The following is a 20,310-nucleotide window of genomic DNA, read 5'->3' on the forward strand; positions in this document are numbered from 1 at the left end:
CTTGGCGCTCGGCGCGGTGTAGCCGCGCCATTGCTTGTGACAGTTGCGTAAGTCCTGTAACTGAAACTGTTGGTATAACGGACTTTGAAATGTTATCTTTCTAAACACACAAAAGTTTACGCAGTTCTGATTTTCACGAGTAACCGCAAATACTATTTTTGCCTCAATACATTTTATACTAAAAAATGTAAAATCCAATATATTTGGCGCAAGGCTCACAGCTTACTAATGGCTTTAAATTCAAGCTTGCACAAAAATTTTTTCTCAACTTTTTTGGAAATGCTTGAGAAGGCTTTGAAGTTAAATATAGCATCTATAAAAAATATTTACTTTTAATCAAAATTAAAAAAGTATGTTTAACTGCCTAGGATAACGGTTTTACCTGTTCTGCGACACTTAGTTGTCGCAGAACAGGTAAGTGTCGCTCCAATAAAGCCTTGGAAGCTAAACGACAGGTAATTTTTTTCTAATCTACAGTGTGATTTCACAACAATATACTAGTAAATGGATAGCCTAACATGAACGATGGAACAATAATCCGAGGGCGTTACCAGATTGAAAGAATGCTGGGAAGCGGAGGATATGGAATCACTTACCTAGCTCTAGATAAAGATCTACCAAGCCATCCCAAATGCGTAGTCAAACAACTTAATATACAAAGTAAGAATCCTAATGTTCTATCGTTAGCCAGAGAAATGTTTGAAAGGGAAGCCAAAGTTCTGGAACGATTAGGAGAGAAGCATGATCAAATTCCTAAATTGTTAGCTCAATTTGAAGAAAAGGGAGAATTTTACCTTGTTCAAGAATTCATTGATGGGCACGATCTGAGTCATGAAATTACCTCAGGCAATTGTCTAAGTCAGAACAAGGTGATTGCTTTGTTGCAAGATATTCTACAAGTTTTAGACTTTGTTCATCGGCATAATGTGATCCATCGAGACATTAAACCCTCGAATTTAATACGGCGAAGCTTTGATGACAAAATTATAATGATTGATTTTGGGGTTGTCAAAGAAATCAGCACTCTAGTTGGCTTGAAAGGAGAAGTCAGCATAACAGGTAAAGTAGGAACCTCTGGTTATATGCCAACCGAACAAGAGAATGGTAATCCTCGACAAAGTAGCGATATCTATGCTGTAGGAATAGTAGCCATTCAAGCTTTGACTGGATTACACCCTTGTAGTTTAGAAAAAGACACATCCGGAAATTTAATGTGGCGCAAACATGCACTACGGGTAAACAATACTCTTGCTCTTGTTCTAGACGAAATGGTGCATCAAAATTTTGAGCTACGGTATAAGTCAGCGATGGAAACATTGATTGCACTTAATGAAGCAATTAAATCTATATCAACGATACCACTTAAGTCTACTCAACATACAGGAGAGCATGAATTACCGTCAACACCGAGTTCACACAAGAGTTTAGTACCTAATTTAATTAAAAATCAAGCTAGTTTTTCTTTGATTATTTTTTCATTCTTATTGTCACTGATTTCTGTGTTTTACAGTTTTTCTAGCCCCAGAAAACCTCAGGTAGAAACAACCCCAACTCCGAAAGCAATACCCCTACCTATGGACGAACCTAAACAACCTTATGAGAATAATGAGGTTAAAATTAATCTGAATGATGTATGTCAAGAAGACTTTATTTATAAAGATACTGAGGAAATGAAAAACAAAATTCCTATTCACAAAATAGGACTACAATACAGGAATGACTTAAATAACGTTTGGCCTATCTTTCGTTGGGCTTGTCTATATGAACGTAGAAAAAAGAATCCTTGGGAGATTACGCAACGCATACCGTGGGGTCTTGACTTAGATGAGTATTGTAGAAGATTTTACCCAGACAAACCAAAGGCTAGCCATCACGATTACAAAGACCGTAACTCGTTATATTGCACCCGCCCTCACCCATAAAAAACTTTATTTAGGAAAAATGTACGAATTGGGGTTGATCTGAGATATGGCAATTTTAAGAATTAAATCTGCAAAGTGTGATGTAAGTTTCCCTGTCCAGAATCCATCAATTTCAGCCCATCCTTCTTTTAATGTAAGCATTTTCTTCTTTGGCAATGAATTTTCATTGGTGAATCTAACTTGATATTTACCAAGCTGAGTGTACCAAAAAATCCAAATACCTCCATAAATGGCATTGACTAGAAGCCGTAGATAATTTTCACCGTACCAATCAAATTTAGCATCCTTAAATAGCTGCGACCGCACAAGGAAGTTGCGCAGAATTGGTATCCGAAAACCTTTACTACCAATGATTGACAGCCTTTACTAAGGAGCCGTTTCTTAGCTAATTTTTTTACTTAGGCTAGCTTATTTCTTATACAAAGGCGCTATAGATCATTGGTATGCTACATAGATTTTTTGAATTGGTAGAATTCACAAACTCATAACAGCGATCACGATCGCATCATCCTCAATCCCCACTTCAACACTCAAGATATTTCTGCTCATAAGTATTTATAGTGTGTGCCGTGAAAAAATTCTTTATTACAACCCCTTGACTCTCCAGGGCACTGGAGGATTCAAGATGGAATCAGTTGTGAACTCCATTTGGTAATTGGAGGAATTATATGGAGAATGCCACACTCAAACTGCGCGGCATGAGTTGCGCCTCTTGTGCTAGAGGTGTTGAAGATGCAATTCGCTCTGTCTCTGGTGTTAATGAATGTAGTGTGAATTTTGGCGTAGAGCAGGCCACAGTAGAGTATGACCCTAAAAAAACTGATTTACAAGCTATCCAAGATGCAGTGGATGCAGCCGGTTACTCTGCTTATCCGCTGCAAGAAGAAAACTTGCTAGCTGAAGAAGATGATGGGGAGAAAACAGATCGGTTGCGGGAATCTCGCCACTTGCTGCGGAAAGTGTTTGTGGGTGCGGTGATTGGTGTTTTGTTAGTAATTGGTTCGTTACCAATGATGACAGGGTTAAATTTATCCTTGATTCCCGCATGGTTGCATAATCCTTGGGTGCAGTTCGTGCTGACAACTCCGGTGTTGTTTTGGTGCGGTGCCGATTTCTTTAGAAATGCCTGGAAAGCTTTTAAACGCCACACTGCAACAATGGATACTCTAGTTTCTCTAGGGACGGGGGCAGCATATATCTATTCGCTTGCAGTGACAGTGTTCCCCGGTTTCTTGATTGCTCAAGGATTGATGCCGGATGTATATTATGAAGCCGCTGTTGTGATTATTGTCTTACTTCTTTTAGGAAGGTGGCTAGAAAATCGTGCTAGAGGGCAAACTTCCGCAGCTATTCGCCAACTCATCGGGTTACAAGCCAGAACTGCACGGCTGATGCGCAACGGACGCGAGGTAGATGTGCCAATTGCAGAAGTGCAAATTGGTGATGTGGTGCTGGTTCGTCCTGGGGAAAAGATTCCTGTAGATGGAGAAATCATTGAGGGAACATCTACAGTTGATGAAGCGATGGTAACTGGGGAAAGTGTACCAGTCAAAAAGCAAGTCGGTGATGAAGTGATTGGAGCTACTATTAACAAAACTGGTAGTTTTCAGTTTCGAGCGACGCGAGTTGGCAAAGATACCGTATTGGCGCAGATTGTCCAACTAGTGCAGCAGGCGCAAGGTTCTAAAGCCCCAATTCAACGTTTGGCAGACCAAGTAACTGCATGGTTTGTACCTGTAGTGATTGCGATCGCTCTTCTCACTTTTATTATCTGGTTCAACTTTATGGGCAATCCCACCTTAGCGTTGATTGCTACAGTTGGGGTATTAATTATTGCCTGTCCTTGTGCTTTAGGTTTAGCCACACCAACTTCGGTAATGGTAGGAACAGGGAAAGGTGCAGAAAACGGCATTTTAATTAAAGGAGCCGAAAGCCTAGAACTAGCACACAAAATTCAAACCATTGTCTTGGACAAAACAGGAACAATTACCCAAGGTAAACCAACAGTTACTGATTTTGTCACAGTCAACGGCACTGCTAATGGTAATGAAATCAAACTACTACAACTAGCCGCATCTGTGGAACGCAATTCTGAACATCCCCTAGCAGAGGCGGTTGTGAGATATGCTCAATCTCAAGAAGTGGATTTAGCGGAAGTTAAAGGCTTTGAAGCAGTTGCGGGTAGTGGAGTACAAGCTATTGTTTCCCACCGTCAAGTACAAATCGGTACACAACGTTGGATGGCAGAATTGGGCATTAACACCCAAGAATTAGAAAAAGATAAACAGCGTTTAGAATATTTGGGTAAAACTGCAATTTGGATTGCAGTTGATGGACAAATCAAAGGATTAATGGGAATTGCTGATGCCATTAAACCCACTTCTGCACAAGCAGTCAAAGCATTGCAAAAACTCGGTTTAGAAGTGGTGATGCTGACGGGAGACAATCGCCCTACCGCAGAATCCATCGCCCGTGAAGTTGGGATCAAGCGCGTCTTAGCAGAAGTCCGCCCAGATCAAAAGGCGGCGGTGATTAAGTCTCTGCAAGTAGATTCAAAATCCAAAATCCGTCTTGAAAAGTTTGCTAAGGAGGGAAACCCTCCTTACAACTTTTCGCAAAATCCAAAATCCAAAATTGTCGCAATGGTTGGTGATGGGATAAATGATGCACCAGCTTTGGCTCAAGCCGATGTGGGTATTGCAATTGGGACTGGCACAGATGTAGCGATCGCAGCTAGTGATATTACGCTGATATCTGGCGATCTACAAGGTATTGTCACAGCCATTCAACTCAGCCGCGCTACAATTCGCAACATCCGGCAAAACTTATTCTTTGCCTTTATTTACAATGTTGCTGGTATTCCCATTGCCGCTGGTATTCTTTTCCCCTTCTTTGGTTGGTTGCTAAACCCGATCGTTGCAGGTGCAGCAATGGCATTTAGTTCGGTTTCTGTGGTCACAAACGCTCTGCGTCTGCGTAATTTCCAAGCAAAAACAGTTTTATAACAGAGAGATCAAAATGTTGAGTCGCAAAGTAATTCTCCGCAGTATAGTTAGCTTGGGATTGCTGTTTGGCGTAGCTTCAAGTACAGCAGTAGCACAAATGACTCATGAAATGCCAGCCTCCGAAAAATCATCAAGGACAGAATTTCAACCGATTGAGCAACCACTAGCAATTAAAGGTGCAGTTACAGTTGGCGGCTTGGCATTAATTGGCTTGGAGTTATGGTGGTTTCTGTTGAGCAAACCCAAATCTCAAACAGCACAAGCAAATAATGGTATTCAAGAGGTGAGCATTACCGTAGATGGCGGCTATGAACCGAGCCGAGTTGTAGTTAATGCTAATCAGCCAGTGCGCCTAAATTTCCTCCGACGTGACTCTAGCAGTTGTTTGGCAGAAATCAAGCTCCCTGATTTCCATATAGCCCAAGATTTGCCACTCAACAAAGTCACAGCCATTGAATTTACACCCGGTAATCCAGGCACTTATACTTTCACCTGCGGTATGAATATGTTCCGAGGCGTTATAGAAGTTCAGTCTGCTGAGTTGAGCGAAGAAAGGCAGATGGCAGTCCCGATGAAAAAATTTGACCGTCAGGGGTGAAAAAAGGACAAGGTAGTGTGGGAGAGGGTGGGGAGTGTGGGGTGTGTGGGGAGAAATGGGAGCAAGGGAAGAAATCCTCAATACCCAATGCCCAGTGACCAATGACAAACCCATAACTATTATCAATCTCTGCGTCTTCCTGTCTCTGCATTAGAGATCATCATAGAGCATTCTCACTCTTAAACCTTGAGAATTCTTACTTACTTTAGATGGCACCTACTGGTTAAAATGTTTCTCGGCAGCATTAGATCAGGCTTATCTAAAACGTGAAGCTATTCGTTTATCACACCCCGGAATTAACTCCAACAGATCAAGCTCCAGAATGTGCGATCGCAGTCGATGTTCTGCGAGCTACTAGCACAATGGCGACAGTTTTGGCAGCTGGGGGCGAAGCTGTACAAGTGTTCAGCGATTTAGATCAACTCATAGAAGTCAGCGACAAATGGCCCCCTGTTAAACGGCTGCGAGCTGGAGAACGCGGTGGTTCAAAAGTAGCTGGCTTTGACTTGGGTAATTCGCCCCTCGATTGCACACCAGAACTTGTACAGGGACGGCGCTTATTTATTAGTACCACCAATGGCACTCGTGCCTTACAGCGGGTACAAGACGCCCCAACTGTACTTGCAGCAGCCTTGATCAACCGTGCTGCGGTAGTTAACTTTCTGGTTGAAAAGCAACCGGAAACTGTCTGGATTGTCGGTTCAGGTTGGGAAGGCAGCTTTTCTCTAGAAGATACAGTATGTGCAGGTGCGATCGCTCATAGTATTTTGCAACATACACAATTATCACAAGATGAAATAGCTGGGAATGATGAAGTGATTAGTGCGATCGCTCTTTACTCTCAATGGCAAGATAACTTGTTAGGACTTTTACACCAAGCCAGTCACGGCAAACGTTTGTTGCGCCTGGAATGCTATGAAGATCTAAAATATTGTTCCCAAACCGATATTTTAGATGTGTTGCCTATACAGCAAGAACTCGGAGTTCTTAAACCTCACCATTAACTATATTTAAAGGTTATAGCAATTTTGAAATTTGGAGACGTTGCCTGCAATGTCTCTAAAGCTATTTCAAAAATCTCAAACAATACTCATCTGTCACGTCTCTAACTTGTAGGGAAGCTACTGCGCTGCATGGGTTTCCTGGCTTGAAGCAAGTGGTGCGCGAATTCATTCCCTAGGCTTAAGTTGACGCGTATGGGCATCTTGTCCATCCTAATTATGCAATCTGTATACAAAAGCCAAGACCATTAATTTTATTCCGTGCTCATACGGTTATATTTGCATAAAAACATACATAATAATTAACTACTTAAATCATTATTACAAAGCATCTTCCAAAGATGTCGTACTATTACCCAACGGTTAGACTAGAACCACAGGGTAACAATCAAAGGAATACTATGATGAGTGACCGGGACTATACATTGATTATTGACAAGAGTGGTAGTATGTCCACTCCTGACCAAGCAGGTGGGAGAAGTAGATGGGACATAGCGCAAGAATCTACTCTAGCGTTGGCGAGAAAGTGCGAACAGTTTGATCCTGATGGGATTACAGTTTACGTATTTTCTGGGAGGTTTAAACGCTATGATGATGTAACATCAGCTAAAGTTGCGCAGATATTTCAAGAAAACGATCCTGCTGGGACGACCAATTTAGCAGGAGTACTGCAAGACGCACTCAATAATTACTTTAAACGGAAAGCTGCGGGTAAAACCAAAACCAATGGCGAAACAATATTAGTGATCACTGATGGCGAACCAGACGATCGCAAAGCTGTCTTTGAGGTAATTATTAATGCTACCCGCCAAATGGAACGGGATGAAGAATTAGCAGTTTCTATTGTTCAAGTTGGTACAGATGCCCAAGCTACTAAGTTTCTCAAAGCTTTAGACGATCAGTTACAAAGTGTTGGCGCTAAATTTGATATCTGCGACACTGTCACTTTAGACGACTTAGAAGAAATGAGTCTTGCAGATGTCTTAATGAATGCAATAACTGATTAATCGTCACTAAGTCTGTAAGTTTTATCTAATTAATTATGAGCAAGTTGTGAGGAATTAATCGATGCTAGAAAATCGTGATTACACCTTAATTATTGATCAAAGTGCCAGTATGGCTACGATAGATCAAAAAAATGGCAGGAGTAGATGGACAGCACTACAAGAATCAACATTTGCTTTAGCTGCTAGATGTGAAGAGTTTGACTTAGATGGGATCACGATTTATCTGTTTGCTAAAGGATTTAAGCGTTACGATCATGTCACCGTAGATCAAATTAAGCACATTTTCACAGAAAATATACCTGGAGATACAACCAACTTAGCAGGTGTACTGCAAGACGCAATTAATAACTATTTTCAACGCAAAGCAGATGGTAAAACCAAGCCAGCGGGAGAAGTAATTTTAGTTGTCACTGATGGAGCACCAGGCGATCGCCAAGCTGTATTTGAAGTAATTATCAAGGCCACTCAGCGCTTGGAGAATCCTCAAGAATTAAGAATTTCTCTAATTCAAGTAGGCGCTGATAGCAAAGCCACAAAGTTTCTCCATGCTATAGATGATGAGTTGCAAAGCGTTGGCGCTAAATTTGATATTTGTGACACTATTACTTTAGATGAATTAGAAGAAATGAGCCTTACCGATGTATTAATTAAGGCGATAACTGACTAATTAAGAATTTAGAAGTTTTTATTTAATACTTGGAGAAGTTAGAAATGCTAGAAAATCGTGATTACACCTTAATTATCGACAAAAGCGGCAGCATGGCTACCCCAGATCAGAAAGGTGGTAGAACCAGATGGGTAGCCGCCCAGGAATCTACCTTAGCCTTAGCTAGTAAGTGTGAACAATTTGATCCAGATGGTATTACTATTTACGTATTTTCTGGGAAATTCAAGCGCTATGAAAATGTCACTTCGGCTAAGGTGGGACAAATTTTTCGAGAAAATGACCCCTCTGGAACCACTGATTTGGCAGGAGTTCTAAAACATGCAACTGATGATTACTTTCAACGCAAAGCGGCAAATAAAACTAAGCCAAATGGTGAGACAATTTTAGTTGTTACCGATGGCGAACCAGACGATCGCAAAGCAGTAATGAAAGTCATTATTGAAGCTTCTCGCCACATGGATCGCGATGAAGAACTAGCTATTTCCTTCATTCAAGTTGGCACAGATGCCCAAGCTACTCGCTTTCTTAAAGTCTTAGATGATGAACTCCAAGGGGCTGGTGCTAAGTTTGATATCTGCGACACCATAACAATGGAAGATATGGAAGATATGAGTCTATCGGAAGTGTTGCTCAATGCCATTAATGACTAGCAGAACACTAGCTATCTTCTTTACAGGACTTAAACAATGGATGCCATTGATAAGCTGTTAGCTGAACTCAAAACTGAATACAAAGAAGCAAAACCTCCTCAGCCGCAGCCACAACCTCAGCCAAACTTAGCTCAACCATTCATCCAACCCTCACCAAAAGCAGCCTCTTTAATAGATAGCCTTTTGGAGGAAGTTAAGGCTGATTTTGTCGAACAGGATATGGCTGAGGAGTTAAAACGACAGCAAGAACTAGAACAGGAAAGAATCCGCCAAGAAAAACTCAAAGCAAAACAACGAGAAGCTTTAAAAAATCAGGCCAAAGAATGGCTAGCCAAATTAGATCCATTCTCACCAGAAGGGCTGTGGTTTGAAAGATTTGCTGAAGCATATCCTTCAAAATTAGAGGCAGCGATTGAATATTTGCAAAATAATTAGTAAATGTAAGATCAGAAAACTTTATAGGAAATTCAATTCATCAACGGCGAAATACCAATCGATACCAGAGTTTTTTTTGCTTGAGTCTGGCGTCAACCAGTAGGTGTTTGAAAATAAGAGTCGAATTTTGCGCCCCAAAAGCTTACTGCCTCTGCTTTTGAACAGTTTTGCACCTATTTGAAGGTTGACGCAAACTCTCTAACCCTTGCTATACAAGCTTTTGAGCTTATTTTATCCATGACACCCTTGACAACTCAATGCCCCAAAAGTTACTTTGATTGGAGGTTGACGCAACTGTACCTTGAAAACCAAATATATCAATGCTTTCAACTCTGGGCGATTGCAATCAATTAAAATCCCTATTAGGGATTGAAACGCAACGTTAGCCCCAGGATTAGAGGCTAGTCCAATTGCAATCAATTAAAATCCCTATTAGGGATTGAAACAAAGAACATCGTAAAAGAACATCGTAAAAGAACATTGCAATCAATTAAAATCCCTATTAGGGATTGAAACAAGAAACCATAAGATACAAGCTTATCTAGGTGAGGTAATTGCAATCAATTAAAATCCCTATTAGGGATTGAAACGCATCTTTAGTTCTTGAATCTGGTGGGAATGAAGAATTGCAATCAATTAAAATCCCTATTAGGGATTGAAACATTTTTTTGTACCTATTAACTAATGACTATTAACATTGCAATCAATTAAAATCCCTATTAGGGATTGAAACGTTTCAGGGATATGAGGAGTAATTGAAAGAGAAATGCAATTGCAATCAATTAAAATCCCTATTAGGGATTGAAACGTGCCATAAGCCACGAAATTCTTAGACACAAAAATCATTGCAATCAATTAAAATCCCTATTAGGGATTGAAACCATTGATTTGGGTATTACGGTTTATCAGTACGATGGGGATTGCAATCAATTAAAATCCCTATTAGGGATTGAAACACAATATTAATCAAAGGGAGTAAAGGAGCGCTAGAATTGCAATCAATTAAAATCCCTATTAGGGATTGAAACCTCTTCCAGGTCGAGTGACTTTGCGATATGAGTTCCAATATTGCAATCAATTAAAATCCCTATTAGGGATTGAAACTATCAGTATGATGGGATTGATACAACAGACATAGTTAATCAAATTGCAATCAATTAAAATCCCTATTAGGGATTGAAACAGTTCAAACTCTCTTAAAAATTCGCAACATCCGACCGCATTGCAATCAATTAAAATCCCTATTAGGGATTGAAACTTAACTTGCAGTTGGCAGCGTATCGGCTGGCCTGCTGCATTGCAATCAATTAAAATCCCTATTAGGGATTGAAACGATTCAACCCCTAGCAACTGGAAGGACTTGCCAATTGCAATCAATTAAAATCCCTATTAGGGATTGAAACTTAATATTTAATTTTGAAGTCAAAGGCGAAAAGTGCGTTAGAGCAAACGCATCTTATTTACTAATAAAAACTAATAAAGATTTCAAAATGCTTTAGATAATGGCACAAATTAAGAAAATGATATAGCGTTTACCAAGCCAGTGAGGTACAGGAAGAAGTAATTAACTACAGATGAACACAGATAATTTCGTACCTTAGCAGAATGGGAACCGCTATAAACAAAATCAATCATTTGTATTATTCGCGTGTAATTTTCGCGAATAACTCTTTTTTTGTCCAAAGTCAAAAAGTAATACTCTGTATTCAGAGAAACTATTTATTCAAAGGAGCGCTCAGTACGTGAGAAAGAATGTAGTTTCGCTACTGGTTGTGTCGGTAGGGGTTCTAACTGCATGTATTGGTTTGTTTACACCCGCCAATGTTTATTTCCTTAACTATCGTGACATGAGCATTAGCGGGTGGTATGACTTAGTAGCCATTATAGGTTTAGCGCTATATGTTCTTGGTATCTCTATGACGGCTCTTGTGTTGCAACAGATGTCTTCCCAAAAATCAGAAATTGAGCCGTCGTTTCTGGTGTTAGGTGGCATCATCGGTTTGCTGGTTGGTAGCTTACCCCTCTCCCTCAATTTACTAACCCAGAGGTCGCACCAACTCACTTCACCCTTTGTAATCTTGCCTGTTTCGGTTTTGCTATCTATTTTAGGGATTCGTACTGCTTGTGAATTCCCACGAAGAAAATCTAATTTCCATCCCAGAGTTTTATTATTTAGAACCTTAATTCCGTCCCTACTTGCCCTACTTGCCTTAACTGTTATCTGGGTTCACAACAGCAGTTTTCCTGGTGTAACGGCTACGTCTGTTGTTCGACAGCAATGGGCATACAAAGCATTTAACGAATACAAAGGAGTTGTAGACACAATCAAAACTTGTCAGCCTATTATAAAGCGAGTAGGCAACGTGAAATATGCTGCACCCACCTCAGGTAAAAACTATGTTATGGCTGATTCAGGTAGTTCGGGTCATAGTGGAGAATTTACTTTAGAAGTAGTTGGTGAGAAAGGTATAGGTGTGGCTAACTTTAGCTTTCATCTCGGTACTGCGGTTTCGCATGGCCAACTTACTTATCAGGGCAGAACAGAAGAAATATTCTGTCGAAGCTAGGGAAAACCTCAAGACTTATTTATTGACAAAGATTTAAACGTAGGCGTAGCCCGTCGTAGACATCGCTTTGAGGCTTGGAAAATAAATCAACCGAGAAATGCTGATTTTTTCGTTGCTTCTTAACCTTGGTTGCGATCAAGACAAATTTAGATGCGGCCGCCCCAAAGGGTGCGTTCCAATTAATTAAAATTCCTATCAGGGATTGAAACTAACTATTACTATTCATCAATTCGATGGCGACGTATTTGAGATAAATGTTTCACAGCCCATTCATGCATTGCATTGAGAATTGGTTGCAGGCTTTCCCCCAAAGATGTGAGTGAATATTCTACTTTGGGGGGAATTTGTGGATAAACCTCGCGATGAATAATGCCATCATCTTCCATTTCCCTGAGTTGCTGAGTCAGCATCTTTTGCGTAATTCCGGGTAAGGCGCGCTGTAATTCACCAAAGCGTTTTACACCTGCCATTAGTTCTCTAATAATCAAAACTTTCCAGCGTCCACCAATCACCTCTAATGTAATTTCTACTTCGCAAGTTAGCCTGGTAGAGTTTTCCGCTTTAGTTTCCATAGTTTTGTTATTTGTGATTTGTCATTTGTCCTGTTAGTCCGTTTTTCAGTTCATGATGACTACTTAAATAATTTCACTTGGCTTACCTGTGATTGTAAATGCCGCCCAATAATAAGGATGACAATAAAGCTTTTGCTCTGGTGGTAGCTTACTGCTTCTATACATTTGTGTTGCTACATGCGTCCTAATTCTTAAATCTTCGGGATGTAGATTATTCAGTAAATCTTCATACCATTTCGTCAGTTCCTTTGCAGTTAGTTCCCTCAGCCATGCTGTAACTTCAGCTAAGGTAGTAGCTGCTGATTTATTTGGCTGTAGTCGTCGATAAAACTCTACAATTGTCAAGTCATTGGCGACTGATTCTACAGTCCACAAAGTACTTATAACCTGGGAAACTCCTCCACTTAGAAAACCATTAACTAAACTCACATATTCGCTAGTCACTGTGTGATTACTTGTAGTTGTAGTTTCACAAGCCGATAGGTTAACTAGGTTGTAACTTACTAAAGATTGTTGACAGATTTCTTCTAACGTGAGCTTATCTGCACCAGCTAATGCCAATTCTGATTTTTTCGGTTCACTAGAATTGTTAATGATATGCCCTATGAAGTGAAATATATTGTAGTCATCAACAAATGCATCATGTACGTTATTTTTATTAGCTTGCGCTCCCTGGAGACGGTGAGAATTAGGGAATATTTGGCTGACAATTTCCGCTTGGAGTTTAGCAAATTTTAACGGAGGATAATCTGTGCTATGCGGATTTTCTACGCTGAGGAATAATGAATTATTTTTATCGCCTATGATTTCAGGTTCTACTGTTAATCCTGTTTGGACGCTGGGCAAATAGCTAATAGTAAAATTCGCCTCTTCGCTTGACAATTCTTCTTCAACAGAAGAGGAGCTAAAAAGCGCATGGAGAGGTAATTTTTGCAAGTCACGGTGAGGAATTAAAATTAGTTTGGTAATTCCTTCTAGTTCCTGTGTAATGGTGGAAATGTTGAGGATATTTTTTAGCTCTAATAGCCTTTGTTCCATATCCACTCGCCAAGAATGATTGCTTTGATTTTGTTTATCTAAAGAGTAGTTGCAATATTCTTGGTATTGTTGATTCCAATCTTCCAACCAATTTTCAAAAGCGATTAAACGTCTAACTGCTTCAGGGAGGGGAACTTCATGCAGACGCATTGAGCTTTTTCCTAAGCTAAATTCTCCCGCATCTTGCATTGGTGTGAATATTAGGATAGGTGAAGGAGCTTGATCTTTGAGAATGAATGTGTGTAAAGCGGCTGGGCTAATATGCCAGTAAATAATTGCTGTTTGAGGATTTAGGAGTGGCTGAACTTCAGCATAGCTCAGTGACTCAATCTCTTCTTGCCAACTATCAAGCAGCCAGGTTAAACAAGCATTTTTAGCTTGTTCGGCAATTTCCCACGCTTCAACTAAGTCACCATAATCTACAGCTAAATCAACTACTAATTGCCTCAAACCTGCAAATTTCAGAGCTAGCTGTTTTTTACTATCATCAGCACGAGTAGAATCACCGAGCAATTGTTGTAATAAATTTGTGCTGTATTTCAGGAATTCTTGTGCTTGTGCTGTTTGTCCTAAACCTATAAGCGTTTTGATTAGGGATTGTAAAACTTCCAGATGTAACTGGGGAAAATCTTCGCTCGTCAAGGTTAATAGTGCCTGATTATACTCAGCTACAGCTTTTTGCCAATGACTACGGATGACACCATCTTTCTTGCCTTGATCGTAATGCGTATTGGCGATCGCGAAATGTAATCTGCCCCAACCTTCTGGGTGAGTATCTGGGCGAACATATTTCAAGCCAGCTTCGTAGCTAGCTAATTTTCCTTCATAACCACTTTGCTTGAGAGCCGCATTTGTAGCTGTGATGGTAGTAAACAAACCAGACAGAGCATCAGGATTAACTAAATTACCAGCAGATGTTCCTCGCCCAATCCAAGCTTCCCAGTAATCAAATTTAATTTGTAAAGCACTATCATAAGAAGCGATCGCATCTGCATATTGTCCTAAATAAAACAGCGCTACCGCCTGATTGTACCAAGCTAAATGGAAGTCGGGTTTGATGGCTATCGCTTTGCGATAGGAGTCAATTGCTTCTTCGCGGCGTCCTAAATTTTCTAAAGCTACACCTCGGTTATACCAAGCTAGGTAGAAGTCGGTTTGAATTGAGAGTGCTTTGTCCCAAGAAGCGATCGCTTCTGACCACTGTCCCAAATTAAACAACACCACGCCCCGATCAATCCAGACTTCGTAGTAATCGGGTTGAATTTCTAAAGCTTTATCGTAAGATGCGATCGCTTCTTCATGTTGCTCGCTAACACCCAAGGCTATACCTCGGTAATACCAGTTTTCCGGGTCTTGTGGTTGCAGAAGTAGGGCTTGGTCGTAACTGGCAATTGCTTCTAATAATTGCCCTAACTTCATTAGTGCTAAACCTCTGCTAGCCCAAGCTTCAGGATAATCTGGTTTGATTGCGATTACTCGCTCAAAAGAAATCACAGCTTCGCTAAATTCTCCTAATTCACCCAGAATTCCACCCCGGTTATACCAAGCTTTGTAGTAATCGGGTTTAATTTCTATGGCTTTTTCGTAAGATGCGATCGCCTCAACAAAATGTTCTAAATGAAATAGTGTCAAAGCTCGGTTAAACCAATATTCATCAACATGGGGTTTGAGTTCGATTGCGGCGTCGTAAGATGCGATCGCTCCCAATAAATCCCCAGTTCTAGCTTGCTGAAGACCTTGGTAAAACCAAGCTTGCGCCCGATCAATTTTTGGCTGCGGAATGATTTGCGAATTATTGCGCTGAATTGCCAGTTCCGAAGCCAGTTCTTGGACTAAAGAAGTACTTTGATCCAACCTAACCAACAACTCATCAAAAGCTTGGGCGACTGTTGGCTCTAACTTCGCCAACGATTTATCCCATGTCGCCGTTTCTGATAATTCCCCTTTGCCATCTTCTGGCGGGGGGGTCAGATTTGTGTTTTCCGTAGGCGGTGTCAGGCTCGTATCTTCTGCGGGGGGTGAGAGGTTAGTAACTGGCGTTGTGGTTGTGTTCTCTTCTGCTTCCGGCTCCGAAAACAAATCGAATAAGTTGGCGATTTCATCGTCGTCTTCAGGATCGAGGAGAGCTGCTCGCGTTGGAATTTCGGCATCTTCTCCTTCATACTCCCACAAAACTTCCCCTATATTCCCCGTCCATGCTTCTTCAACAGCGGCGATCTCAGGTATTGGAAGTATTTCAGTCTCATCGTCGTCATAATCCCACAAGCGATCGCCCAAGTTACGGATCAACTCCTGCCCAGGAGAGTTTAGTAGGTGGTCTTCAGGTCTGATGCTTTCCATAGCCACATGATGATCTAGCTCCTCAATCTCTTCATATTGTGTCGCTGAGTTGCGCTTCAGGAGGCTTAGACCAATATCATAAGAAAGGTCTCCGATTCTGCCGATCCCCAGTTCACCTAGCTGGATCATCCGCGCTGCTAACTGATGGTTAGGTGCAGGCGAACTTAATAATCTTTCACCAAAGTTCAACAGCCAATCTATCCAGCGCTCATCAGGAATGCGATTTTCCATCCGTTGCAGGTACTTCAGCGCCCACTGTCTGCCTCGTGCTTGTTGCACGCCTTCTAGCAACTGAGTAAATAACAGTTCTAAATCCGCATTGGTAAGCTCAGGTGGTGAATTTACCACCCCATATCTCCTTGCAGCATTTAGAGATCTAGCTTTCTGACTGCTAAAAGGATGCTGAAATAACTTTTTAAGCAACTGAAATAGACGCCTGAGCATCTGTCACACTCTTGGATTTTGTTTAACCTAGATTGTAGCCATCGTTGTGTTAAAAAGATCGTGAATTACGTAAAAACCTACTAGAAACAAGATAAAAAAGTTGTGAAATGTCTTGAAAATAGGGAATAGGGAACAGAAAACAGGGGAAGAAATATTTTCATGCCCTAGTTGTGGGCTTTAACCTGTGGGAGTTTAGTTTAAAAATGAGGCATTGGTCATTAGACAATAACGCAAAAAACCGAAGTATGTAACTAAAAGTAAAGTTGGCTAAAAACCTCTTCCCTTCTGCCCTTTGGGTGACGCTCGTACCTCGCTAACGCCACTTGACGGCAGTTGCTTCAACGCGGGGAACCCGCGCAACGCAATGCCTTCTTTATGCCGACGGCAGTTCCTCTTTGGGGAAACCACCAAGACCGGACTGCCTTGGGAACCCGTCCACCGCAGTGTCTCACCATCTGCCCTCTGCCATCTGCCTTGTCATAACGACAATTTTTAACGCTGACTTACTTAGATGATTTACCTCAACTTGAATTTTGAATTCTCCGCTGTGGCACTATTTTTTTGCTTTTGGACAAGAAAGTCAAGATTCTGTTTGTTCTGTAGCCGCTTGATTAGCTGTATGGTACTGATTAATTAATGCTTGGATGATAACTTGTGGATCGTTTGTCTCAAGACCCAATTGTTGGGCAACCTGCTCGCATAAGGTTTCATCCTCCTGCATCATGGCAAACAACTGTTCTAAGGTAACGGTTTGGTAACCTTCTTCAGAAAGATTTTCTTCTGTCTCTGCTGCATTTGCTAAGGAGTCGCTCTCTTGGGGTGCTGATACCGTAAAAGCATCTGGCCCTGCATATTCCCAAATTGGCTCACCGCCTTGATTGCGTGTCAGCAATTGCATACCAATATCATAGGCAACGTCTCCGACTTCACCAACACCGAGATCTCCTAATTGTACTAACCGCGTTGCTAGTTCATTATTAGGTGTAGGTGATGCTAGCAATCTTTCTCCTAAAACCCCTAACCACACAACCCAGCGTTCAGTTGGAATGCGATGTTCAATATTATGTAGCCACTTTACTGCCCACGCTTGGCCTCGTGCTTGATGCACGCCTTCCAAAAGTTCGTTGAACAGAAATTCTAAATCTGTATCGCTGAGTTGTGGCGGTGGTTCTTGGGGGAGATCTCTCCTAACTTGAGAGCGGGTTGGTTTCCCACCAAACAAGCTTTGAAAAAACTTTTTAAGCCACTGAATTAGCCGCCTGAGCATCTGCTGCACCATTGAGTGTTAGTTACCCTAAGATTGTAGCGATCGCACTGTACTATAGCCTGAATGAATTCAATAATTCATCTACAGTCACGAACTATTGTTTTAAAAAACTTTCTATTGCTCATGCTGCAACGCAAAACTTGAAGAATAGACTAAAGTAGAGCTTGGTTCTGGGTAGTTTACCAGATATAGCGCAAAAGCTGAAAGCTACGCCTGATATCGAGGTAGGAGCAGCAGGAGCAGAGAACAAAGGCTAATTATAATACTTAAACATTATTGTATAAAGTATAACTACTTAACTATGAAACCCTGTCTTCGTCTGATATAATCAATGTATTGCCACAGGTGAAAGCCTCTTGGGTTGTGCCTGTACAAATATGGCTGAAAAAGTGCTATACGAAAGCACATAAATTTTGAATCTAACAACTGAGTAACAATAACTGATATAAAAATAGTCTACTAACTGTTAAACAGTAGTTAATCATTTGGAAACAACAATTTGGGGTTTCCCAAGCAAATTCCTCATGGGAAAAAGCAGCAAACTTGCTACTTTAGCCTCCGGTAAGCTGTCTTGCGGGCCTCCTTGGGAGTAGAATTCGACAACCCTAGTCTAGTCTTGGACTCACCACGCCGCCTTACTGTTGTCGCAAGTGCCGTGAACCCAAAAAAGTAAGTTAAACCTCAACATATCCTCATCGTAGAATCCCAAACTCGACTGGGTGCTGCAATCTTATGTCTTACGAACCCCTGCACCACAAGTATCGCCCAAAGAGTTTTGCCGAACTAGTGGGACAAGAGGCGATCGCTACTACCCTCACTAACGCGATCCGCTCAGCTAAAATCGCTCCAGCCTATTTGTTTACTGGACCCAGAGGTACAGGAAAAACTTCTAGTGCGCGGATTCTCGCCAAATCCCTCAATTGTCTTGGGAGTGGTAAGCCGACTGCTGAACCCTGTGGTTTGTGCGATGTATGTCAGGGCATTACTAAAGGCTACTCCCTAGATGTGATTGAAATCGACGCGGCCAGCAACACTGGTGTTGATAACATCCGCGAAATTATTGAAAAGGCGCAGTTTGCCCCAGTACAGTGCCGCTATAAGGTGTATGTCATCGACGAATGCCATATGCTCAGTACGCAGGCATTCAATGCGCTACTAAAGACACTCGAAGAACCACCGAAGCACGTAGTTTTTGTATTAGCGACAACTGACCCCCAGAGAGTATTGCCAACAATTATTTCTCGTTGCCAAAGGTTTGATTTTAGACGCATCAACTTAGAGGCGATGGTCAAGCATTTAAGTGCGATCGCTCATAAAGAAAACATTCATATTTCGCTGGATGCTGTCACCTTAGTAGCTCAAATTGCTCAGGGAGGATTGCGGGATGCGGAAAGTCTACTCGACCAATTAGCGCTGTTGTCGGGCGAAATCATCCCAGACAGAGTTTGGGATTTAGTTGGTTCAGTCAGCGAACGGGACTTGCTAGCGCTGTTAGATGCGATCGCTCAAGATCATGCAGAAGCAATTCTCGACTGTACTCGCAACATCCTCAATCGTGGTCGAGAACCGCTAACTATTCTGCAAAATCTCGCTGCTTGCTACCGCGATTTACTCATTGCTAAAACTGCACCTAACCGCCATGATTTGGTTGCTTGTACTCAGCAAACCTGGCAAGCATTTATTGGATTAGCCCAGAAGCTTGACATAAGTACAATTTTGGCAGGACAGAAACACTTACGCGAAGCAGAAGTACAAATTAAAAACACGACCCAGCCACGTTTGTGGTTAGAAGTGACATTGCTGGGATTGTTACCAAGTGCAAATATTCCGGTGCAAGCCGCAAGCGTAGCACCGAGAGTGAGCGCACCAGCAGTATCACCAAGCTCACCTCCCATCATCTCCTCTCCTGTTACTGTTGCTTCTCCCCCGGTTTCCCCACTCTCACCGCCAGCAAATAATATCTCTGCTATCAAGGCGGTGTCATTACCTCCCCCAGAGACCGTCAGAGTTTCTCAGCCAGCTGAAGAACCGCAGCCACTAAATCCACCTGTACAACCAGTAGCCCCAGCACCACCAGCAACACCGGAGTTAATTGAAGATACAGAATCGGATTTTACCCAAATTTGGCAGCAAGTACTCAGTAATATTCAGCAGATACCTAGGCGAGAGTTACTGCGGCAAATGTGCCACCTCATAGAATTGGATGGTGCTTATGCCCGTGTTGGCGTGAAAGCAGCATGGCATAAAAAAGTACAATCAGACTTGCAGATGATTACGGCTGCTTTTCAGCAAACTTTCCAGCGAGAAGTAAAAGTTAGCTTAGAAATCGGAAATCCCTCAACCTCTACTTCAGCGAAAAAAGAGCCTCCAGCTAATGGCTCATCGAAGGTTAAGCAGCCATCACTTTCCAGTTACGACAGGCAAATTCCACCACCTGCGCCAGTACAGCCAGCACCCACACCAGCACCAGCAAAAACTGAGTCAGCGCCTAAAGGTATTAGTGGTGTGCAAACTTTGCCGCCCCCAGCCCCAACACCTCCTAGCGATTGGGAAACTGATGAAGTAGCGATCGCAGCTCAGCGATTAGCAGAATTTTTTCAAGGCCAAATCATCCGCCTGTCAGATGATGCAGTAGCTTTTTCTGACACTATAGTTGGATCTGATTTGATCGATGAATCAGATATCGACGACGATTGATAACAATATACCTCTTGCAAAAACCACTTTTGCAAGAGGTGGGAAAAGGTTAAAGGGGAAAGGGAAAATATCAAACCTTTCCCCCTTTCCCCTTCCCCTT

General features: G+C 41.7%; 14 protein-coding genes and 1 CRISPR repeat array. Of the genes, 10 read left to right on the plus strand and 4 right to left on the minus strand.

Annotation, left to right across the window (positions count from 1 at the left end; genetic code table 11):
* Window positions 1-518: 518 nt before the first annotated feature.
* On the plus strand, window positions 519-1,922 hold the full coding sequence (locus tag BV372_RS22755; protein WP_086688771.1) for a serine/threonine-protein kinase: 1,404 nt from the start codon (window positions 519-521) through the stop codon (window positions 1,920-1,922).
* A 6-nt stretch (window positions 1,923-1,928) separates the two neighbouring features.
* Here the strand turns inward: BV372_RS22755 and BV372_RS37195 are convergent, their stop codons facing one another.
* Window positions 1,929-2,228, minus strand: coding sequence for a hypothetical protein (locus tag BV372_RS37195; RefSeq protein ID WP_086688772.1), 300 nt, complete (start codon window positions 2,226-2,228; stop codon window positions 1,929-1,931).
* 362 nt (window positions 2,229-2,590) lie between these two features.
* Between BV372_RS37195 and BV372_RS22765 the strand changes: the two genes are divergently transcribed.
* From BV372_RS22765 to BV372_RS22800, 8 genes are all read left to right on the plus strand, one after another.
* Window positions 2,591-4,927, plus strand: coding sequence for a heavy metal translocating P-type ATPase (locus BV372_RS22765; protein WP_086688773.1), 2,337 nt, complete (start codon window positions 2,591-2,593; stop codon window positions 4,925-4,927).
* Window positions 4,928-4,940: 13 nt separating this feature from the next.
* Entirely contained in the window at window positions 4,941-5,525 is a 585-nt protein-coding gene (locus tag BV372_RS22770; protein ID WP_179198195.1) for a cupredoxin domain-containing protein, read from the plus strand.
* A 266-nt stretch (window positions 5,526-5,791) separates the two neighbouring features.
* Window positions 5,792-6,529, plus strand: coding sequence for a 2-phosphosulfolactate phosphatase family protein (locus tag BV372_RS22775; RefSeq protein ID WP_086688774.1), 738 nt, complete (start codon window positions 5,792-5,794; stop codon window positions 6,527-6,529).
* Between the two features lie 398 nt (window positions 6,530-6,927).
* The gene (locus BV372_RS22780; RefSeq protein WP_086688775.1) at window positions 6,928-7,533 is read left to right on the plus strand and encodes a VWA domain-containing protein; all 606 of its coding nucleotides are present in this window, start codon (window positions 6,928-6,930) and stop codon (window positions 7,531-7,533) included.
* Window positions 7,534-7,594: 61 nt separating this feature from the next.
* The gene (locus BV372_RS22785; protein ID WP_086688776.1) at window positions 7,595-8,200 is read left to right on the plus strand and encodes a VWA domain-containing protein; all 606 of its coding nucleotides are present in this window, start codon (window positions 7,595-7,597) and stop codon (window positions 8,198-8,200) included.
* A 44-nt stretch (window positions 8,201-8,244) separates the two neighbouring features.
* Window positions 8,245-8,850, plus strand: a complete 606-nt coding sequence (locus tag BV372_RS22790) for a VWA domain-containing protein (protein ID WP_086688777.1) — start codon at window positions 8,245-8,247, stop codon at window positions 8,848-8,850.
* Window positions 8,851-8,886: 36 nt separating this feature from the next.
* Window positions 8,887-9,285, plus strand: a complete 399-nt coding sequence (locus BV372_RS22795) for a salt stress protein, Slr1339 family (RefSeq protein WP_086688778.1) — start codon at window positions 8,887-8,889, stop codon at window positions 9,283-9,285.
* A 339-nt stretch (window positions 9,286-9,624) separates the two neighbouring features.
* Window positions 9,625-10,688: direct repeats of the CRISPR family, unit length 37 nt; unit sequence ATTGCAATCAATTAAAATCCCTATTAGGGATTGAAAC.
* Between the two features lie 339 nt (window positions 10,689-11,027).
* Window positions 11,028-11,852: a hypothetical protein gene (locus tag BV372_RS22800; RefSeq protein WP_143845242.1), complete on the plus strand. Its 825-nt coding sequence runs from the start codon at window positions 11,028-11,030 to the stop codon at window positions 11,850-11,852.
* A gap of 218 nt (window positions 11,853-12,070) precedes the next feature.
* Here BV372_RS22800 and BV372_RS22805 read toward each other — a convergent pair whose 3' ends face one another.
* The 3 genes from BV372_RS22805 to BV372_RS22815 all read right to left on the minus strand — a co-directional run bounded on the left by BV372_RS22805 (window position 12,071) and on the right by BV372_RS22815 (window position 17,525).
* A complete protein-coding gene (locus BV372_RS22805; RefSeq protein ID WP_086688780.1) occupies window positions 12,071-12,424 on the minus strand; it encodes a helix-turn-helix domain-containing protein in 354 nt (117 codons plus the stop codon).
* 63 nt (window positions 12,425-12,487) lie between these two features.
* Complete coding sequence (locus BV372_RS22810; protein ID WP_086688781.1) at window positions 12,488-16,246, minus strand: tetratricopeptide repeat protein; 3,759 nt, start codon at window positions 16,244-16,246, stop codon at window positions 12,488-12,490.
* A gap of 580 nt (window positions 16,247-16,826) precedes the next feature.
* Window positions 16,827-17,525 carry a hypothetical protein gene (locus tag BV372_RS22815; protein WP_086688782.1) on the minus strand — a complete coding sequence of 233 codons (699 nt, stop codon included), beginning with the start codon at window positions 17,523-17,525 and terminating at the stop codon, window positions 16,827-16,829.
* A 720-nt stretch (window positions 17,526-18,245) separates the two neighbouring features.
* Between BV372_RS22815 and BV372_RS22820 the strand changes: the two genes are divergently transcribed.
* Window positions 18,246-20,210: a DNA polymerase III subunit gamma/tau gene (locus BV372_RS22820; RefSeq protein ID WP_086688783.1), complete on the plus strand. Its 1,965-nt coding sequence runs from the start codon at window positions 18,246-18,248 to the stop codon at window positions 20,208-20,210.
* Window positions 20,211-20,310 lie beyond the last annotated feature (100 nt).

The organism is Nostoc sp. T09, assembly GCF_002154695.1.
Taxonomy (GTDB): domain Bacteria; phylum Cyanobacteriota; class Cyanobacteriia; order Cyanobacteriales; family Nostocaceae; genus Aulosira.

Coding starts and splice junctions, on each gene's coding strand:
- BV372_RS22755 (WP_086688771.1), top strand. CDS start 519: ATGAACGATGGAACAATAATCCGAGGGCGTTACCAGATTGAAAGAATG.
- BV372_RS22765 (WP_086688773.1), top strand. CDS start 2,591: ATGGAGAATGCCACACTCAAACTGCGCGGCATGAGTTGCGCCTCTTGT.
- BV372_RS22770 (WP_179198195.1), top strand. CDS start 4,941: ATGTTGAGTCGCAAAGTAATTCTCCGCAGTATAGTTAGCTTGGGATTG.
- BV372_RS22780 (WP_086688775.1), top strand. CDS start 6,928: ATGATGAGTGACCGGGACTATACATTGATTATTGACAAGAGTGGTAGT.
- BV372_RS22785 (WP_086688776.1), top strand. CDS start 7,595: ATGCTAGAAAATCGTGATTACACCTTAATTATTGATCAAAGTGCCAGT.
- BV372_RS22790 (WP_086688777.1), top strand. CDS start 8,245: ATGCTAGAAAATCGTGATTACACCTTAATTATCGACAAAAGCGGCAGC.
- BV372_RS22795 (WP_086688778.1), top strand. CDS start 8,887: ATGGATGCCATTGATAAGCTGTTAGCTGAACTCAAAACTGAATACAAA.
- BV372_RS22805 (WP_086688780.1), bottom strand. CDS start 12,424: ATGGAAACTAAAGCGGAAAACTCTACCAGGCTAACTTGCGAAGTAGAA.
- BV372_RS22810 (WP_086688781.1), bottom strand. CDS start 16,246: ATGCTCAGGCGTCTATTTCAGTTGCTTAAAAAGTTATTTCAGCATCCT.
- BV372_RS22815 (WP_086688782.1), bottom strand. CDS start 17,525: ATGGTGCAGCAGATGCTCAGGCGGCTAATTCAGTGGCTTAAAAAGTTT.
- BV372_RS22820 (WP_086688783.1), top strand. CDS start 18,246: ATGTCTTACGAACCCCTGCACCACAAGTATCGCCCAAAGAGTTTTGCC.